Annotated in this window: 21 protein-coding genes and 1 pseudogene; 12 read left to right on the top strand and 10 right to left on the bottom strand. The window is 65.6% G+C overall.

Annotation, left to right across the window (positions count from 1 at the left end; all coding sequences use genetic code 11):
* The 4 genes from ACP7AG_RS09765 to flbT form a co-directional block, all read right to left on the bottom strand.
* A partial coding sequence (locus ACP7AG_RS09765; protein ID WP_426030666.1) for a hypothetical protein occupies positions 1-181 on the bottom strand: 181 nt, incomplete at its 3' end.
* A gap of 199 nt (positions 182-380) precedes the next feature.
* Positions 381-1,199, bottom strand: a complete 819-nt coding sequence (locus tag ACP7AG_RS09770) for a flagellin (RefSeq protein ID WP_426012110.1) — start codon at positions 1,197-1,199, stop codon at positions 381-383.
* A gap of 248 nt (positions 1,200-1,447) precedes the next feature.
* Positions 1,448-1,810 (bottom strand): flagellar biosynthesis regulator FlaF, encoded by a 363-nt coding sequence (flaF, locus tag ACP7AG_RS09775; RefSeq protein WP_426012112.1) that lies wholly within the window; start codon positions 1,808-1,810, stop codon positions 1,448-1,450.
* Complete coding sequence (flbT, locus tag ACP7AG_RS09780; RefSeq protein ID WP_426012114.1) at positions 1,770-2,195, bottom strand: flagellar biosynthesis repressor FlbT; 426 nt, start codon at positions 2,193-2,195, stop codon at positions 1,770-1,772. Before flbT ends, flaF begins: the two co-directional genes overlap by 41 nt.
* Positions 2,196-2,378: 183 nt before the next feature.
* Here flbT and ACP7AG_RS09785 point away from each other — a divergent pair, with 183 nt between their 5' ends.
* The 7 genes from ACP7AG_RS09785 to ACP7AG_RS09815 all read left to right on the top strand — a co-directional run bounded on the left by ACP7AG_RS09785 (position 2,379) and on the right by ACP7AG_RS09815 (position 8,128).
* On the top strand, positions 2,379-4,178 hold the full coding sequence (locus ACP7AG_RS09785; RefSeq protein WP_426030667.1) for a tetratricopeptide repeat protein: 1,800 nt from the start codon (positions 2,379-2,381) through the stop codon (positions 4,176-4,178).
* Between the two features lie 81 nt (positions 4,179-4,259).
* Positions 4,260-4,979, top strand: coding sequence for a cytidylyltransferase domain-containing protein (locus tag ACP7AG_RS09790; protein ID WP_426030668.1), 720 nt, complete (start codon positions 4,260-4,262; stop codon positions 4,977-4,979).
* Entirely contained in the window at positions 4,976-5,551 is a 576-nt protein-coding gene (pseH, locus tag ACP7AG_RS09795) for a UDP-4-amino-4,6-dideoxy-N-acetyl-beta-L-altrosamine N-acetyltransferase (protein ID WP_426030669.1), read from the top strand. Before ACP7AG_RS09790 ends, pseH begins: the two co-directional genes overlap by 4 nt.
* A gap of 84 nt (positions 5,552-5,635) precedes the next feature.
* On the top strand, positions 5,636-6,022 hold the full coding sequence (locus ACP7AG_RS09800) for a primosomal protein (RefSeq protein WP_426030670.1): 387 nt from the start codon (positions 5,636-5,638) through the stop codon (positions 6,020-6,022).
* Positions 6,023-6,089: 67 nt separating this feature from the next.
* Complete coding sequence (locus ACP7AG_RS09805; protein ID WP_426030671.1) at positions 6,090-6,245, top strand: hypothetical protein; 156 nt, start codon at positions 6,090-6,092, stop codon at positions 6,243-6,245.
* 96 nt (positions 6,246-6,341) lie between these two features.
* Positions 6,342-7,211 (top strand): AAA family ATPase, encoded by an 870-nt coding sequence (locus ACP7AG_RS09810; protein ID WP_426030672.1) that lies wholly within the window; start codon positions 6,342-6,344, stop codon positions 7,209-7,211.
* 80 nt (positions 7,212-7,291) lie between these two features.
* Positions 7,292-8,128: a hypothetical protein gene (locus tag ACP7AG_RS09815; RefSeq protein ID WP_426030673.1), complete on the top strand. Its 837-nt coding sequence runs from the start codon at positions 7,292-7,294 to the stop codon at positions 8,126-8,128.
* Positions 8,129-8,187: 59 nt separating this feature from the next.
* Here ACP7AG_RS09815 and ACP7AG_RS09820 read toward each other — a convergent pair whose 3' ends face one another.
* Complete coding sequence (locus ACP7AG_RS09820; protein ID WP_426030674.1) at positions 8,188-9,000, bottom strand: universal stress protein; 813 nt, start codon at positions 8,998-9,000, stop codon at positions 8,188-8,190.
* Positions 9,001-9,131: 131 nt separating this feature from the next.
* Between ACP7AG_RS09820 and ACP7AG_RS09825 the strand changes: the two genes are divergently transcribed.
* The 3 genes and pseudogenes from ACP7AG_RS09825 to ACP7AG_RS09835 all read left to right on the top strand — a co-directional run bounded on the left by ACP7AG_RS09825 (position 9,132) and on the right by ACP7AG_RS09835 (position 11,082).
* Entirely contained in the window at positions 9,132-9,773 is a 642-nt protein-coding gene (locus tag ACP7AG_RS09825; RefSeq protein ID WP_426012132.1) for a YfbR-like 5'-deoxynucleotidase, read from the top strand.
* Positions 9,712-10,774, top strand: a pseudogene (locus ACP7AG_RS09830) (NUDIX hydrolase). The gene ACP7AG_RS09825 and the pseudogene ACP7AG_RS09830 overlap by 62 nt, the downstream one beginning before the upstream one ends.
* A gap of 104 nt (positions 10,775-10,878) precedes the next feature.
* Positions 10,879-11,082, top strand: coding sequence for a hypothetical protein (locus tag ACP7AG_RS09835; RefSeq protein WP_426030675.1), 204 nt, complete (start codon positions 10,879-10,881; stop codon positions 11,080-11,082).
* Between the two features lie 31 nt (positions 11,083-11,113).
* Here the strand turns inward: ACP7AG_RS09835 and ACP7AG_RS09840 are convergent, their stop codons facing one another.
* The 3 genes from ACP7AG_RS09840 to ACP7AG_RS09850 form a co-directional block, all read right to left on the bottom strand.
* On the bottom strand, positions 11,114-12,097 hold the full coding sequence (locus tag ACP7AG_RS09840; protein ID WP_426030676.1) for a sterol desaturase family protein: 984 nt from the start codon (positions 12,095-12,097) through the stop codon (positions 11,114-11,116).
* Positions 12,094-12,483 carry a hypothetical protein gene (locus ACP7AG_RS09845; RefSeq protein ID WP_426030677.1) on the bottom strand — a complete coding sequence of 130 codons (390 nt, stop codon included), beginning with the start codon at positions 12,481-12,483 and terminating at the stop codon, positions 12,094-12,096. The genes ACP7AG_RS09840 and ACP7AG_RS09845 overlap by 4 nt, the downstream gene beginning before the upstream one ends.
* A 221-nt stretch (positions 12,484-12,704) precedes the next feature.
* Positions 12,705-13,244 carry a porin family protein gene (locus ACP7AG_RS09850; RefSeq protein ID WP_426030678.1) on the bottom strand — a complete coding sequence of 180 codons (540 nt, stop codon included), beginning with the start codon at positions 13,242-13,244 and terminating at the stop codon, positions 12,705-12,707.
* Positions 13,245-13,548: 304 nt separating this feature from the next.
* On the opposite strand from ACP7AG_RS09850, the gene ACP7AG_RS09855 reads away from it, so the two are divergent.
* Positions 13,549-14,664, top strand: coding sequence for a beta-ketoacyl-ACP synthase III (locus ACP7AG_RS09855; protein ID WP_426030679.1), 1,116 nt, complete (start codon positions 13,549-13,551; stop codon positions 14,662-14,664).
* A gap of 34 nt (positions 14,665-14,698) precedes the next feature.
* On the opposite strand, the gene ACP7AG_RS09860 is transcribed toward ACP7AG_RS09855, so the two are convergent.
* Together ACP7AG_RS09860 and ACP7AG_RS09865 are read right to left on the bottom strand one after the other, a co-directional pair.
* Positions 14,699-14,941, bottom strand: coding sequence for a hypothetical protein (locus ACP7AG_RS09860; protein ID WP_426012141.1), 243 nt, complete (start codon positions 14,939-14,941; stop codon positions 14,699-14,701).
* A gap of 45 nt (positions 14,942-14,986) precedes the next feature.
* Entirely contained in the window at positions 14,987-16,465 is a 1,479-nt protein-coding gene (locus ACP7AG_RS09865) for a M48 family metalloprotease (protein WP_426030680.1), read from the bottom strand.
* Positions 16,466-16,640: 175 nt separating this feature from the next.
* Here ACP7AG_RS09865 and tcyJ point away from each other — a divergent pair, with 175 nt between their 5' ends.
* Positions 16,641-17,441, top strand: coding sequence for a cystine ABC transporter substrate-binding protein (gene tcyJ, locus ACP7AG_RS09870; protein WP_426030681.1), 801 nt, complete (start codon positions 16,641-16,643; stop codon positions 17,439-17,441).
* Positions 17,442-17,555: the final 114 nt, after the last annotated feature.

Raw genomic sequence — 17,555 nt, forward strand, 5'->3', positions numbered from 1 at the left:
TGTTCAGGTTTTGCAGGGCGATCATCGCGCCCGAGTTCGTGTTGATGCTATTGAGACCCATGGTCGTCGTCCTATTCAAGGCATCCGACGTCATTTTGACTGCCGGGAGCGTTTTGCTCATGGGAACAGAAAGCAATTGCCGGGCCAAACCTGCCGGGTAGGCAGATCCACGCAAGCTCATGAAATCCCTGCGTTATAAGTCTATTTACCATGGTCTTGCCTGGGCAACATCTGCCTACAAGAAGTCCGAGTGGGTAAAACTTGCCGGGCAAATGAGGCCTGGGCCGGAGAAACTAGACGACCGTTGATCCCTCAAAAAGAAATGCCGGGCGGCCCGAAGGCCGCCCGGCTTTGATCGCTTCCTTGAGCCTAGTCGCCGATCACTTGAAGAGCGAGAGGATCGACTGCGGCGTTTGGTTCGCGATCGACAGAGCTTGCACGCCCAGTTGTTGCTTCGTCTGCAGCGACTGCAGCTTGGCGCTTTCCTTGGCCAGATCGGCATCAACCAGGTTGCCCACGCCGGCGTCCAGGCTGTCTTGCAGCTTGCCCACGAAGGTCAAGTGCATGTCCAGGCCGACAGAGCTGGTGCCCAGGTTCGCCAACTTGTTCGTCGCGGTCGTCATGGCCGTGGTCATGGTAGCGATCATGGTCTTGGCGGCGGCGGCGGTCGTGAAGGACGAAGTCGCGGTGAGGCCCAGGCCGACGAGCGACAGGGTCTTCGCGTTCACCGTGTAGGCGACGCCGTCCGAGTTGCTGAGGAACTGCAACTTGGTGGTGGTGCCGTCCACGAGGCTGACGCCGTTGAACTTGGCGTTGGTGGCAGCCTTGGTGATCTGGTCACGCAGCGAGGTGAAATCGGAAACCAGGGCGTTGAACGACGAGGTGTTCAGCGAGGTGTCGGAAGCGGCCAGGGCCTTTTCCTTCATCTTGCCGAGCAGATCGGTGATGGTGTCGCCAGCGGCAAGGCCAACGTCGATCGTCGACTGGCCGCGCTGGAGGGAATCCTTCACGGCATTCAGCGATTGCGACGTCGTGCTTTGCATCTTGGCCATCGACCAGATCGCGCCGTTGTCCTTGGCGTTTCCAACCTTCTTGCCGGTGTTGATGCGTTGCTGAGTGGTTTGGAGCTCCGAGTTGGTTGAGTTCAGGTTTTGCAGCGCGGTCATGGCGCCGGCATTGGTGTTGATCGAGTTCATCATGGTGGTTGCTCGCCATTTTGGGAGGAGTGCCCCGGCGTTTTGCCGGTCGGGCGTTTGCCCACGGAACTCATCGCAAGCAGTGGGCCACTTGGCGCCAGCCTCGATAAAATCGTAAGTCGCTGATGTTAAGCGTTATTTTCTAGCCAAGCTTTGGACACGAAACCGCCCGGCGAATGCAGAATTCACCGGGCGGCAGGTTTTACCGGAACGTTTTTTTCGAGGGGGCGCAAACCACCCTCCTTCCGGCCTCAGGCCGCGTCGGCGCGACCGGCCAGGCCTTGCATGATCATGCGGTTGATCTCGATCAGCGGTTCGAAATCCTCCTCCTTGCGCATGATCGCGCTGGAGTGGCGCCCGACCCAGAGGCTGAGCGAAATGATGCTGGCCCGCAGCTGCATCGGCAGGGTGTTTTCCGGCAGCGAGCAGTCGGTCGCCAGCGCCGACCAGACGCGCCTGTTCCAGTCGAGCGCGTCGATGCGCGTTGCGAGATCGTCCACCGGCGCCTCCGACGCGGCCATCAGGGCGCGCGTCACTTGGCCGAACAGACGGTACTCCATCTCACGCGGGTTTTCAGTCCGCGTCGCCGTCTGCTGGTACGCCCGAAGAGACATGCCCCAACCTCTCATCTTCGTATTCGATTAATTTGCGGCTCAGCATGAGCGCCTTGTAGTGCTCGCGCGCCATGACGTGCTTGGAAATAGCGATGCAGTCGCTCAACACGACCGGATTGCGCACGACCCCCATGAACTCGTTCAGGCGGGTCGCGAATTCTTCGTACTGACGCTCGGCGTTGGCCTCGTCCAGATACATCATCATGACCGGGAAATAGATGTGGCGCGCCGGCGTAACGACTTCGTCGAGCTGCATGATGTCTTTTTCACGCAGCACCGACGCCTTGTTCTGCAGCACCAGAACGCCGCGACGGTCGCCATTCTGGACCACCGCGCCGTTCAGCACGAACTTTTCGCCGGGTTTCAGCGACAGCTTCAATGGCACAGGGCCGCTCCCTCTTGCATTGCCATGTCGCCTCTATCCGTCGCGATGACGGTTTCAGGCCAGAAGCTAGGCGGAGGCGGTTAACGTCTCATTGCCAAGCCTGCGACCGTGCGACGCAGCTTAGGACTCAATTAAGCATACTGACCCAGAGGATGACTCTCTCCAATCGCCAAGGCCTCAATCATGTCTCTCAGTCGCGACACGCAGATCTCGGCCAGCGCCCTGGCGATGGCCCAGGAAGCCGTGGCCCAGGCCGTTAATCTCGGCTTTCGGATCTCGACGATCGGCGACTCGGCGTCCGCCGAGGCCCTGGCGCGTCTCGATCGCCAGACCAGCGACGTCCGCAACGGCGAGGTCGCCGCCCTGCTGGCCGAGTCGATCCATGCCATGCAGAACCGAGACTTCGCCAAGGGCGAGAAGTTGGCGCTTCAGGCCCTGGAACGCGACGACAAGCTGGGCGTGGCCTGGCATGTTCTGGGCATCGCCCGCGAGAAGACCGGCGATTTCGCGGGCTCGATGCGCTGCTATGAAGCGGCGCTCAAATTGCTGCCCAATCACGGGGCCGTGGCTGGCGACCTAGGGCGCCTGGCCTTCCGGATGGACATGCCGGAGATCGCCGCCAAGTTCTTCATGCACTACCTGCAGGCTCGCCCCGGTGATTTGGAGGGCGTCAACAACCTGGCCTGCGCCCTGCGCGACCTCAATCGCTGCGAGGACGCCATCGAAGTGCTGCGTCCGGCGATCAACGAACATCCCGCCCAGCCGCTGCTGTGGAACACCCTGGGCACGATCATGTGCAGCCTGGGCGACGGCGTGACCGCCGTGACCTTCTTTGACGAGACGCTCCGGCTGGCCCCGGAATTTGGCAAGGCTTACCACAATCGCGCCTACGCCAAGATCGACCTCGGCGATGTCGAAGGCGCGCTCACGGACTGCGAACTCGCCATCTCCGTGGCGGAGTCGGCCGAGGACCTCGCGACGATGAAGTTCGGCCGCGCCACAATCCTGCTGGCCTTGGGCCGGGTGGCGGAAGGTTGGAAGGAATATGAGGGACGTTTCTCCGCGGACCTGCTTGAGGCCCCCCGCTTCACCATCGAGGGCGAGCGCTACTCACCCGGCATGGACTTGGCCAGCAAGTCGCTGATGATCTGCGCCGAACAGGGCCTGGGCGACGAGGTGATGTTCGCCAACATGCTGCCCGACGTGATCGAGGCCCTCGGCCCGCAGGGCAAGCTGTCGATCGCGGTCGAGCGGCGTCTGGTCCCGCTGTTCCAGCGTTCCTTCCCGCAGATTACCGTGACCCCGCACCGCACCGTCTCCTATGAAGGCCGGGTCTATCGGGGTGCGCCAGAGATCGAGGACTGGAGCGCGATCGACCTGTGGACGCCCATGGGAACGCTGCTTGAAACCTTCCGCTCCACCGTCGCCTCCTTCCCGAACCGTCTCAACTTCCTGGTCGCCGATCCCGCCCGCGTCGAGCATTGGCGGCGGGAATTGGAAAACGCCCCCAAGGGTCCAAAGGTCGGGCTGCTGTGGAAGAGCCTGAAGCTGAACGGCGAGAGAGCCCGGCAGTTTTCGCCCTTCATGCTGTGGCGGCCGGTGTTTGAGACGCCGGGAGTCACCTTCGTCAACCTGCAATATGGCGACTGCTCCGAAGAGATCGCCCTGGCCCGGGAAGAGTTCGGCGTCGACATCTGGCAGCCGCCGGGCATTGACCTGAAGCAGGACCTAGACGACGTCGCGGCCCTCTGCTGCGCCATGGACCTGATCGTTGGCTTCTCCAACGCCACCACCAATCTGGGCGGAGCCTGCGGCGCGCCGATTTGGATGCTGACCGGGGCGTCGTCGTGGACGCGGTTGGGAGCGCAGACCTATCCTTGGTACCCACAGACCCGCTGCTTCATCACCTCGGACTACAACGACTGGGACCCCACGATGCAGAAGGTCGGCGTGGCCCTCAAAGCGCGCTTCCCGATGGTGTAGCTGCCTCACGCCAACAGTATTTCACCCCTAGATGACAACCGCGCCCTGGCGACAACACCAAGGCCACGTTCGGGAACGCCCTTGCCGCTCGCCATTCTCCAGGCCCGCATGTCGTCGACGCGGCTACCCGGCAAGGTGCTGGCCGATCTCGCGGGCGCGCCGATGATCCTGCGGCAGATCGAGCGCTTGCGACGCTGCGAACACCTCAGGCGGATCGTGGTCGCCACTTCCGATCAGCCCACGGACGACCCATTGGCCGCCCGCCTTGAAGTCGCCGGCGTGCCGGTTTTTCGCGGATCCCTGGATGACGTGTTGGGCCGTTTCATCGGCACGATCGACGCTTTCGGCCCTGTGCGCACGGTGGTTCGCCTGACCGGCGACTGCCCCCTCGCCGATCCCCAACTGATTGACGAGACCCTTAAGCTGCACCTGCGCTCGGGCGCCGACTACACCTCCAACACCCCCAGTCGCCGCAGCTTTCCCAAGGGCCTGGACGTCGAGATCTTCGAGGCGGCGGCTCTGAAGATCGCGGCCGGCCAAACCGTCGATCCGTATGACCGCGAGCACGTCACCCCCTTCCTCTACCGCCATCCCGGCCGCTTCCAGATCGCGGGCCTGGAACAGGCGGCCGACGACGGCGACGTGCGCTGGACGGTCGATCGCCCCGACGATCTGGACTTCGTCCGGGCGGTGTATGATGGCCTCCACGCCGCCAATCCGGCCTTCACATCCAACGATGTGCGCGCGTTCGTCGCCGGGCGACCAGACCTGATCCAAATGGGGGGAGATCGCCGCGCATGACCGCCTTGCACACCGTGGTGCTCCGCGACGTTGTCGAGACTGACCGTCAGCGGCTGCTGGACTGGCGCAACGGCCCAGAAGTCGCAGCCTTCATGTATTCCGACCACCAGATCAGCCCTGCAGAGCACGACGGCTGGTTCGGCGGCATGGTCGGCGACGGCCGCCGCCGTTACTGGGTGATCGAGGTCGATGGCCAGCCGGTCGGCCTGGCCAATCTCGCCGACATCGACCGCCGCAACCGCCGCTGCGCCTGGGCCTACTATCTGGCCAGCCCCTCGGTTCGTGGCCTGGGCGTAGGCTCCTATATCGAGTTCTGGGTCATCGAATACGTCTTCAAGACTCTGGGTTTCGACAAGCTATGGTGCGAGGTGCTGCTGTCGAACGACAGCGTCTGGAAGCTGCATGAGCGCTATGGCTTCCAGCGTGAGGCGCTGTTTCGTCATCACGTGATCAAGGACGGCGCGCCGGCCGACGTCGTCGGACTAGGCCTCTTGGCGGAGGACTGGCCGGCGAAGCGCGACCAGATGGTCCAGCGCCTGACTGACAAGGGCTACGCGCTACCTTTCACCTGAACGTCACGGAACATCGAACCAGGCGGCGGATTGAATCCGGGCGGCGAAGGCGCAGGGGTCCTTCGCGAGTTCAGGAGTGCCGCCATGCCGACCGACACCGACTACGACGCCCAGGACACCGCCGAGGTGCTTGACGAGACCAACCTCACCGACGATGGCCAGGACATCGCCAATTTCGACGAGATTGATGATGTGATCGACCTCACCCAAGCCGACGGTGACGCCGATGAGGACGAGGAGGACATCGGCAATATCGACGACGAGGCCCTCGACGAGATCGATGGTGAACTCGAAGGCGGTCGCGACGACGAGGGTCTCGATATCGAACGTGAACCACTCGCCGCCATCGCCGACGACGATGAGAACATCGAGGACTCGATCCCCGACGAGGCCGATACTGCGGCCGATTTCGAATCGACCGAATTGGCCGACGACGACATCGAGGCTTTGGGTTACGCCGACGAAAGCTGAACGCCACCAAACGTCCTTGAACGGCGGTTTCCCGAAGCCTAGGCCCGCCGACGACAGGAGACCGCCGATGCCCGACACGCCCGAACCTGAGCTCGATGAGACGTCGCAAGACCTTGAGAAGCAACTTGAGGAAGGCCTCGAAGATAGCTTTCCCGCCAGCGATCCGCCGTCCGTAGCCCGTCGCCATCGGCGGCATCCCGGCGGCGCCGAGGATGGCCAATAAGCCGACTTGATCCTGGCGACGGTTGGTCTGTAGGTTAGACCTGATTTGAACAACTGTTCGAGGCGTCCTCTTTCAAGACGCCGTCAGGGATCCTGCATGAGCTCGCGCTTCGAAGGCACCGCCGACTATGTCGCCACCGACGACCTGAAGGTGGCGGTAAACGCCGCCGTGGCGTTGGAGCGGCCCTTGCTGATCAAGGGCGAGCCAGGCACCGGCAAGACGGTCCTGGCCTACGAAGTGGCCAAGGCCATGGGCGCGCCGCTGCTGACCTGGCACATCAAATCAACGACGAAAGCCCAGCAGGGCCTATATGAGTATGACGCCGTCACCCGGCTGCGCGACAGCCAATTGGGCGACGAGCGGGTCAAGGACGTCAAAAATTACATCAAGAAGGGCAAGCTTTGGGAAGCCTTCGAGGCCCCGGTGCGCCCCGTGTTGTTGATCGACGAGATCGACAAGGCCGACATCGAGTTTCCCAACGACCTGCTGCAAGAACTCGATCGCAACGAGTTCTATGTCTACGAGACCAATGAGACGATCGCCGCCAAGGTCCGACCGATCATCATCATCACGTCGAACAACGAGAAGGAGTTGCCGGACGCCTTCCTGCGTCGCTGCTTCTTTCACTATATCCGCTTCCCCGAAGTGGCGACGATGCAGGCCATTGTCGACGTGCACTTCCCGGGCATCAAGCAGAAGCTGGTCGCCGAGGCGCTGCGGATCTTCTACGACATGCGCAAGGTGCCGGGCCTGAAGAAAAAGCCCTCCACGTCGGAGCTGCTGGACTGGCTAAAGCTGCTGCTGGTCGAGGATATCGACGAGGCCACCCTGCGCGAGCGGGACCCGACCAAGCTGATCCCGCCCTTGCACGGCGCCCTGCTGAAGAACGAGCAGGACGTCCACCTGTTCGAGCGCTTGGCCTTCCTCGCCCGCCGCGAGGGCTCTGGGGCGCGGCCGGGACAGTAGGCAGAGCCCCCACTTACCGCGATTTCATTGGACCTTCCGGCGTCGCCAGACCACGTTCCCGCCGAATGGAGGATTCCTTGATGCGACATCTGATGCTGCTGACTGCGGCCACGAGCCTCGTGGCCTTGGCGGCTTGCTCGCCCAAGGTCGATATCCATGACGACCGTGCTGGCCGGCCCGGCAAGCACGAATCGCTGCGGGCGATCAGCAAGCTGGATTGCCCGGAGCAGCAGGGTGAACTCAAGCGGGTCAGCGTCGCCACGGACGGGCAAAGCTGCGTCTATGCTGGCCAGAACGCTGAGGTGACGCTGAAGCTTGTCGCCCTCAACGGCGGAGACGCAGAGGCCGCGCTAGCGCCGATCGAGGCCGACCTGAAGACCTTGATGCCGGCCATGAAATCCCCGACCCCACCGCCGCCGCCCGGCGCCAAGCACGATGGCGAGACGGCTCAGGTCCGCCTGCCCGGCATCCGGATCGACGCTCACAATAAGGGCGCGGACATCAAGATTGGCGGCCTCACGATCAACGCCAATGACGGGTCGGCCGAGGTCAAGGTCGCCAAGAACGTCACCATCCGCGACGGCGACACCACCCGGAAGATCAGCGAGCGCGTCGGCAACGGCGGCTCGACGGTCAACGTCAACACCACCAGCGACGACGAAGGCGAGGTCGATGTTCACGCCAATCAGGACGGCGCCCAGATCCGTCAGCGCAAGCGCGGCGACGGCGTGCGCGCCACCTTGATCCTGGCCAGCGACAAGGCGACCAGCGGCTATCGCGTGGTCGGCTACGAGGCCCGGGGCCCCAAGGGCGGCCCGCTGGCCGTCGCCGTGGTCAAGGCCAGGGGCCGCGGCGGCAGCGACCACGATGTGTTCGAGGACATGAAGACGCTGGTCCGACACAACGTCGGGGGATGACACCTTATCAAAACCGCTTATCCCGGCGAATGCCGGGATAAGCGGGTTGGTTTTTAACCCTAGTGCGACAAAAACAGCGACGGCCCGTCGCCGTTCAACAAGCTGCGGGTCGTGCCTCCGAAAATGAATTCCTGCAGGCGCGGATGGCCAAAGGCCCCTGCCACCAGGATATCGGCGCCGACGTCGCGCGCCGCCCCCAGCAGCAGGCTGGCGGCGTCGCCGGATCCCGGCAGCAGCTTGGTCGTGGCCTGAACGCCTCGCGCGCCGAGAAACGCCACCAGCCGCTCCAGGTCGAAAGCCCGCGACGAGGCGTCCGGCGCGCCGGCCACCACCACGCTCGAAGCCTTCTGAAGCAGCGGCAGGGCGGTGCGCACGGCGCGGCTGGCCTCCTTGCCACCGTCCCAGGCCACCAGCGCCACGCCGCCCACCCTCAAGCCGGGCCGGGCCACGATTACAGGCCGTTGCTCGTCGGCGATCATTTGCTGGAAACATTCCGCCAGGGGCCCCCTGCCCCGCGCCGCGGCGCTGTCGAAGACGATGACGTCGGAGAGCCGGCCTTCCATGGCCAGCCCCGCCCAGATGGGCGACTGTAGGCTGACCGCCTTGGCCTTGGCGTAGCCGAGCTCGCCCACCATCCGCGCCACGGCGTTATGGCCTTCGACGGCGGCTTCCTTGAGACTTTCCAGGGCGGTGACCTGCACGCCGCCCATGAAGCCCTCGCCCATCCACGGCATCAGGTCGGCCATGTCGGCCGGGGCGTGGACGCACGCCAACTCGGCGTCGAAGCCTGCGGCCAGGACCGCCGCCGCGTCCAGCAACGCCCGCTCGCCCTCCGTGCCGGCAAGCGGCGCCATGATTCTCGCCCAGCTCATGATCGATCTCCCATCGGAAGCATTTTCACAGGCAACGACCTGCCCCGCATTGATCTTTGTCAACCGATGGGTCAGTCAAACCCTGGGCGGCGGCCGCCTGCGCGGCCACCTTCACCATAAGGAACGATCTCGTGGCCAAAGGGCTGCACAAGGGCCCGCCGAGGGCATGGCAGCGGATGCTGTCGGGACGCAGGCTGGACCTGCTGGACCCCTCGCCCATGGACATCGAGATCGAGGATATCGCCCACGGCCTGGCGCGGGTCGCCCGCTGGAACGGCCAGACGGTCGGCGAGCACGGCTTCTCGGTGGCCCAGCACAGCGTGGTGGTCGAGGAGATCGCCGCCCACATCAAGCCCGACCTCGAGCCCCGATGGCGGCTGGCCGCCCTGCTGCACGACGCCAGCGAATATGTGATCGGCGACATGATCAGCCCGTTCAAGGCGGCCCTCGGCGTCAGTTACAAGGACTTCGAGGCCCGGCTGGAGGACGCCATCCACATCCGCTTTGGCCTGCCGGTGAAGGTCCCGGCGGCGGTCAAAAAACTGATCAAGACGGCCGACCGGGCCTGCGCCTTCTTCGAGGCCACCCAGTTGGCCGGATTCGCGCATGACGAGTCTCTGGCGATCTTTGGCGCGCCGCCCACTGGCTACGACCTGAGGATCAACCCCCTGCCGCCCTTCGAGGCCCAGGCGCGCTATGTTCAGCGCTTCCATGTGCTGTCCAAGGCGGCGGGCTTCGAGTCCGCCCCAGGCGAGGCGTTCGAGACCGAATGACCCCGCAGCCCGCCCCCTTCACGGCGCCGTCCGTCGTCATCGGCCTGTCGGCCGTGGTCGTGGCGATCCGTGAGGGCGAGGCCGTTGTCCTGACCGTCCGGCCGCACGATGCGGTGACCGATATCGCCAGCCCCCTGCCCGGCCTGCCGTTCGGATCGTTCGACCCGGCCGGCCATCGTACCTTCGAGCTGGGCCTGCGGGCCTTCGTCACCGAGCAGACGCGGTTCCAGTTGGGCTATGTGGAGCAGCTCTACACCTTCGGCGACGAAGGCCGCGACGCCCCGCGCGCCGAGATGGGCGCGGGCGCGGCCCGCATCGTCTCGGTCGGCTATCTGGGCCTGACCCCCACCGCCGTCGAGACCCGGGCCCCCGACACCGCCTGGGCCCCATGGTCGGCCTTCTTTCCGTGGGAGGACTGGCGCCATGGCCGCCCCGCTCTGCTGGACCAGGTGCTGGCCCCGGCCCTGCGCCGCTGGGCGGCCGACGACGCCAGCCAGTGGTCCAGAGCGCGCCTGGCCTTCGCCCTGGACGGCGCGACCTGGAACGAGGAACGGGTGCTGGAGCGCTATGAGCTGCTCTATGAAGCGGGCCTGGCCCCCGAGGCCGCCCGCGACCGGGCCCGCGCCGACGGCCATGATCCGGCCGAGCCGGTCGCCCTGTCGGCGGCACTGGGCGAGCCGATGATCTCGGACCACCGCCGCATTCTCGCGACCGGCCTGTCCCGCCTGCGGGGCAAGATCAAGTACCGCCCGGTGGTGTTCGAGCTGATGCCCGCCGAATTCACCCTGTCGGCCCTGCAGCGCACCGTCGAGGCCATTGCCGGGGTGCCGCTGCACAAGCAGAACTTCCGCCGCGTGGTCGAACGCGAGGACCTGGTCGAGGGCCTGGGCCGCCAGGACGCCGACACCGGCGGCCGCCCCGCCGAACTGTTCCGCTTCCGCCGCGAGATCCTGGCGGCCCGGCCGGCCATGGGACTGAGCCTACCGCTGCTGCGGGACTAGGGCTCGAACGGTTTCGGATTGGATCGGGGACGCACGCATGCGTGCGTCCCCATTCGGCAACCCGGCTTTGCGCGGTCGCGCTTCACCGCTAACCTCGACCCAGCTTGCCCAACCTCCCAAAACCGCACCTGATTGCCGCCATCGCCGGGATCGTCCTCCTCGCCAGCCTCGGCGCCGGCGTGACCGCCTATCTCCTGCGCGACGCCAGGACCGAAGTCGCCGATCACCGCACCGACGCCGCCGAGGCCCAGGCCGTCAATTTCGGCAAGGTCTTCTCCCACTGGGATGACGAGATCCCCTCGGTCTGACGACCCAAGTCGGTCTCTTGAACTTTCTCTCTCAAAGAGAGAGGGTTTCTAGGTCCGCTTTCGGCCTCGGCGTGTCCGTTTCCGTCGCGTCGCGGTTCCCGCTTTGCGCGGCGGCCGCCCCCGCCCCGCCCCGCTCCATCCGCGCCCGCCACTTGGCCTTCAGGGTGTGGGACGTATCGCGCGAACCGTCATGGCTCCAGCCCGGTGGGCCAAAGATGTAGCCCAACGCATGGCGGGGGTGGCGGGCCACGTCGCGGCCGATGCCGATCCACTCGTGGAAGACGTTGGTCAGCAGGTTGAAGTTGGGCAGGTTCTTCACCGTGCCGTAGCGGATCTTCTCGTCGTCCGTTTCCGGGATGAAGGTGCCGAACATCCGGTCCCAGATGATCAGGATGCCGGCATAGTTGGCGTCCAGGTAGCGGGCGTTGCGGGCGTGGTGCACCCGGTGGTGCGACGGCGTGTTGAACACCGCCTCAAACCATTTGGGCATGCGCTTGATGGCCTCGGTGTGGATCCAGAACTGGTAGACCAGGCTGATCCCCTTCTGGATCGCCACCATGGCCGGCGGGAAACCCAGGAACGACAGCGGCAGCCACAGCAGCCAGGTGCCGGCGATCCCGCCCGTCCAGGTCTGCCGCAGGGCGGTCGAGAGGTTGTAGTGGGTGGAGGTGTGGTGGTTGACGTGGCTGGCCCACCAGACCCGCCGCTCATGGCTGAGCCGGTGGAAGGCGTAATAGGTCAGGTCCTCGGCGAAGAACAGCACGGCCCAGGCCCAGATCGCGGTCATCGGGATGGTGAAGACCCGGTGCGAATAGGCCCACAGGCTGGCGGCGACCACGATCCCCCCGGTCAGCAGGCCGGCGATGGTGCTGCCCAGGCCCATGGCCAGGGAGGTGGCGGTGTCCTTGGCCTCGTAGCGGGCGTCGGCCTTGCCCAGCCGGGCCAGCAGCACCTCTAGGATCACGGCGATGACGAAGAACGGGATCGCCATCTGGACGGGGTCGAAGGTCTTCATGCGGCGAACTCTTGCGACGTGAATTCGGGCGGCGGCCAGGCGCCGTCCTTCAGCACCAGGCGGGGCGACCCGTCGGCCGACTTGAGGGTCAGGCGGCCGTTAGCGGCGGTGGCGCACAGGGCCTGCGCCCAGGGCAGGTCGCGGGCCACATAGCCGTCGCCCTTGCGCCACAGGACCAGGGCTCGGTCGGCGGACCGCGCCACGACGCCGGCCCCGTCGGCGGCGATCCACAGGGCCTCGATCGGATCGTCGGGGAACTCGTCGGTCAGCAGGGCGCGCGCGCCTCCGGCGTCGAGCGGTGGCGTGGCTCGCGCAATGCGCGCCCAGGCCGCCAAGCCCACCAGCAGGGTCACGGCCGTGGCCGAGCCGAGCAATTGAATTATCATCGCCTTGTCCAAGCCGACGCCTTCCTCCCCGTTTTCTTTCAAGGTCGGGCTGTAGGCGTCGAGCGTCAAGGGCGACGTGGGGTTAGGCCCGCCCACTTGCCCCCTACGGGCCTTCGGCCGTCTTCCCCCAGAGGGGGAAGAGCTCGCGCGAGACCCCGCCCCCGATGGGGGCGGACAGGCGGCGAAGCCGCCAGGTGGGGGCAAGTGAGCGGCCCCTTAGGCTAGAACTTCCGAGCGTAGCCGACCGACATCACATCGGCGTCGGCCGCGTCATTGTCCCGGAATTGCTGGCGGGTGTAGTCGACGCGGACGCCGTTCTTGTCGTCGACCTTGTACTGGGCTCCGACGCCATAATTGACGCTGTCGGCGTCAAACTTGTTTTCGACCCCGGCCACGGTCTGCTTGAACTGGCTGTTGCCGTAGCCAACGCGGGCCAGCAGGTCGATGTGAGGCGTCACCGGCAGGAAGCCGACGCCATAGACTGCGGCCTGATGGGTCTGTTCGAGATTGGACCGGACGCCGTTGGTGTCGATAATGTCGTCCTTGACGCCGCCGGAAAGCTCGCCCTCGACGCCGAAGTGCGGGGTCAGCTTGGCGCCGAGCCGTCCCTGCACCGCGCCGGTGTCGGCGCCGTCGGCGCGGGAGCCGGCATAGCCTAGGGTCCCATAGACCTCTTGAGCGTGCGACAGGGCGGGAACGGCGGCGATCGCCAAAGAAGCGAAGATGGGCGTGGCGAGGGCCACCGACATGAGAGTTTTCATTGTTTTACTCCTGATACTGACGAGACTGGGGAGCGCCTCGACCCGGCTTGAGTAGTGTCGCCATGGGGCCGCGATAGGTCGCGGAGCGGACGGGTTTGGGGCCATTGCGTGTCGTTCCCGACATGTGCAAGGCGAATGTGGCGGCGCCGCATCGTTCCCCTCGCTGAGGCGAAAAGCTCGTGGCGTGGCGCCCAGGCCGCACCGTCGAAGGTGACGGGGGCGTCAGGCGTGCTATTGATTCGCCAGCACGAAAATTAGAGACGCGTCCCTTTAGGCGCGCCAAGCGTCACCGGGACCGCCGCCTTTGCATAAAGCCGTCATCGTCGCCACGGGGCTGTTCACCCCGCCGTTCAGCGTTTCGAACACCGAGTTGGTCGAAGCCTTCAACAGCTATGTGGAGCGCTTCAACGCCGCCAACGCCGAGGCCATCGCCGCCGGCGAGGTGACGGCCCTGGCCCCCTCCTCGCCCGAGTTCATCGAGAAGGCCTCGGGCATCAAGGCCCGCTATGTGATGAACAAGAGCGGGATCATCGACCCCGAGATCATGCGGCCGGTGCTGCCCGAGCGCCCCAACGACCAAATCTCGATCCTGGCCGAGATGGCCGTCGAGGCGGCCAAGCAGGCGATCGAGCGCTGGGGAAAGCCGGTCTCGGAAATCGGGGCGGTGATCTGCGCCGCTTCCAATATGCAGCGCGCCTATCCCGCCATGGCCATCGAGGTGCAGCAGGCTCTGGGCATCGAGGGCTTCGCCTTCGACATGAACGTCGCCTGCTCCTCGGCCACCTTTGGCCTCAAGACCGCCGCCGACTTCATCGCCGTCGGCAGCGCCAAGGCGGTGCTGATGGTCAATCCCGAAATCTGCTCGGGCCACCTAAACTTCACCGACCGCGACAGCCACTTCATCTTCGGCGACGTGGCCACCGCGGTGATCCTGGAAGAGGAAAGCCAGGCGACCGGCGGCTGGGAAATCCTGGGCACGCGGCTGAAGACGCAGTTCTCCAACAACATCCGCAACAATTTCGGCTTCCTCAACCGCACGGCCCCCGAGGGCGAAGGCGCGCGCGACAAGCTGTTCGTGCAGGAAGGCCGCAAGGTGTTCCGCGAGGTGGTGCCCATGGTCAGCCAGATGATCGCCGAGCACGCCAGCGATATCGGCGTCGATCCCACGGGGCTAAAGCGCCTCTGGCTGCATCAAGCCAATATCAACATGAACGAGATGATCGGTCGCAGGGTGCTGGGGCGCGACCCCGAGCCGGGCGAGAACGTCATCATCCTCGACACCTACGCCAACACCAGCTCGGCCGGCTCGATCATCGCCTTCCACTCGGCCAATGACGACTTCGCGGCCGGCGAGACGGGGCTGATCTGCAGCTTCGGCGCGGGCTATTCGGCGGGCACGGTGTTCGTCCGGAAGCGGTAGAGCGCCTCGAGCATTCAGAGGCTCGACCTATTGGTCATCGATGGTCGTCGCGCGCCCGCTCGGCTCGCAGCAAATCCAGGCTCGACGGCCCGGTCTGCGGGCCAAGCGCGGCACGCACGGCGTCAAGGCGCGCAATAATTTCTCGCCGCTCCAGCGCGACGCTGGCCGCCAGCGCCTGCCGCGCCTCTTTCTCAGCCGAGGTCGCGTGATCGACCGCGCACCGCTTCAGCGCGTCGATGGCGCTGCCGTCGAGGTTGCAAATGGAGATGTGGCCCATGTTGCAGAATGCCTCAGGCCCGATATCAATCCAAATCGCACCAGCTTATCGGATCGGCTGGAACGTGACCGGCGTCGCGGCCCCATTATCGGCCTTCAGCGTCCAACCGCTCGCCGACCGGCCGATGGCGTAGCAGGTCCGCGTCCCGCGCACTTCCGCCAAGCACAGCTGATCGCCTTCGAGGCTGTAGCGGCCCTGGTCCATGCCGAAGTCGTGGCGTTGGAACCACGAGCCGTCGCGTTTGAGGACCAGGTCTCCGGTCCCCACGGGCTCGGTTCGCTGAAGGGTAACCATCTGGCCGACGAAGGCCGCGCGGGCGGCGGCCGCGTCGAACGCCTGGACCTCGGCCTTCGGATGCGCCGCCTTCCAGTCCATGGCGCGGCGGATGCGACGGCCCACGGCCGGGTGATCGTAGAACAGCACCTCCTCAAGCCGACCCGGCGTGGCCGCGCGGTACTCGATCGTCTTGACCAGGGCCTTGGACAGGCCGTCGGGCTCGTTGAAATGGGTCAGGCTGTAGTGGTCGGCGTCGCTCTCGGTGATGCGGACCAGGCTGTTGATCAGGGGCGCGCCCAGCAGGCCCAGCACCGCCAGCACCACCGCCAGCACCGGCAGGCCGGCCGGATCGGCCACGCCCTTCACCGTGTCCGCGCCCAGCAGGGCGGCGACGGGCGTGAACAACCGGTCGATCAGGAAGAAGGCCAAGGTGGCCAACAGGCCCATGACTCCGGCGATCCACAAGGCGTGGTTGTGGGCGTAGTGGCCCATCTCGTGACCAACCACGCCGCGCACCTCGGCCAGGTCCGCGCCCTGCTTGAACATGGTGTCGCTCATCGCCACTCGCGCCGTGCCGAACAGTCCGGCGACATTAGCGGTGTAGGCGTTGGACTGCTTGGAGCCGTTATAGACGAAGATCTTGTCGCTCGGGATGCCGTTGGCCTTGGCCATGGCCACCACCTGGTCGCGCACTGGCCCGGCCGGCGCGAGCGTGTACTTGTTGAAGATCGGCTCGATATAGATCGGGGCCAGCACCTGGATCACGCCGAAGAACACCGCCGTCAGCGCGCCGCTCCACAGCCACCAAGTGCGCGGCGCCTTGCGGATCAGGGCGTAGAGCGCGACGAAGAACAGACCCAGCAGCGCAGCCGTGATGGCCAGGCTGATGCCGGCCTCGCCCAGCCAGCCGACGAAAGCCTGGCTGGTCAGCCCGTACGACTTCTGCCGCCACCAATCGCTGTAGGCCGACCAGGGCAGGCTGAGCAGACCGTCGATCACCAGATAGGCGACTCCCACCCCGAAACTGACCAGAACCGGCCGGGGACGGCGCTTCTCCAGCCGCCTGCGCAGGCCGACCAGCACGCCGCTGCGGACGATCAGCCATGCGACCACCAGCGAGACGACGAAGCCCCACAGCAGCAGCCAGTGGCCGCCCTGCGTATAGGCCGTGGCCTTGGCGTGGGCTTCCGGCGGCAGTTTCGCCAGATAGGCCGCCGTGGCGGCGGCGGGATCGAACAGATGAGCCATGTGACAGCGTCCCCCAGGTACTCGTGGCCAGCAGCAAAACAGAGGGCGCCGCGCGCGTCAGGTTAATTCGCGGTCAGGTTGGATCGTCCGGACCCCAACGGCGCTGCTTGCCTCTAGCGGCCGGACGCGGGCTGTATAGAACTGCACGTTCGACTTTCGCTCTTGAGGCTTCCGCATGCGATTCCCCGTTCGTCGTCAGTTCCTGCTTGGCCTTGCCCTAGGCGCCGCTGGCCTCATCCTCGTCGGTTGCGGCGGCCAGTCCGGCAATGTCGCGCAGACCGGCCTCAAGCGCATCGAGGCGACCAAGACCCTGCGGATCGGGCTCGAAGGCACCTATCCGCCGTTCAACTTCCAGGGCAAGGACGGCCAGCTTACCGGTTTCGAGGTCGACTTCGCCAAGGCCCTGGCCGCCCAGATGAAGGTCAAGGCCGAGTTCTCGCCATCGCCGTTCGCCGGCCTGTTGGGCGCGCTGGAGTCCAAGCGCATCGACGTGGTGATCAACCAGATCACCATCACTCCCGAGCGCGCCGCCAAGTACGACTTCTCGCGGCCCTATACGATCTCCGGCATCCAGATTATCACCCGCAAGGGCCAGACGGGCGTCGCCGCGCCCGCCGACCTGGCTGGCAAGAAGGTGGGTGTCGGCCTGGGCACCAATTACGAGAGCTGGCTGCGGGCCAATGCGCCCGGCGCCATCGTCCGTACCTATGACGACGACCCCACCAAGTACCAGGACCTGAAGGCTGGCCGTATCGACGCGGTGCTCAACGACCGGCTGGTGGCCGCCGACTTCGTCAAGACCACGCCGGATTTCGTGGCCTCGGGCCCGGCCTTCGCCAGCCAGGGCATGGGCGTGGCCATGCTGCGCGATCCGGCCCTGAAGGTGGCGATCGACGAAGCCATCGACGCGATGCGCGCCGACGGGCAGTTGGCGGCGATCTCGATCAAGTGGTTCGGCGCGGACGTGACGAAGTGAGGCTGACAAAAAACGGTTGTCATCCCGCACGAGCGCGCAGCGCGAAGATCCGGGACCGACGCGTGAACGCTGGCGCTTCCGGCGGTCCCGGATCTGCGCTCCGCTTGTCCGGGA

It is taken from the genome of Caulobacter sp. DWP3-1-3b2 (genome assembly GCF_049896325.1).
Lineage (GTDB): Bacteria > Pseudomonadota > Alphaproteobacteria > Caulobacterales > Caulobacteraceae > Caulobacter.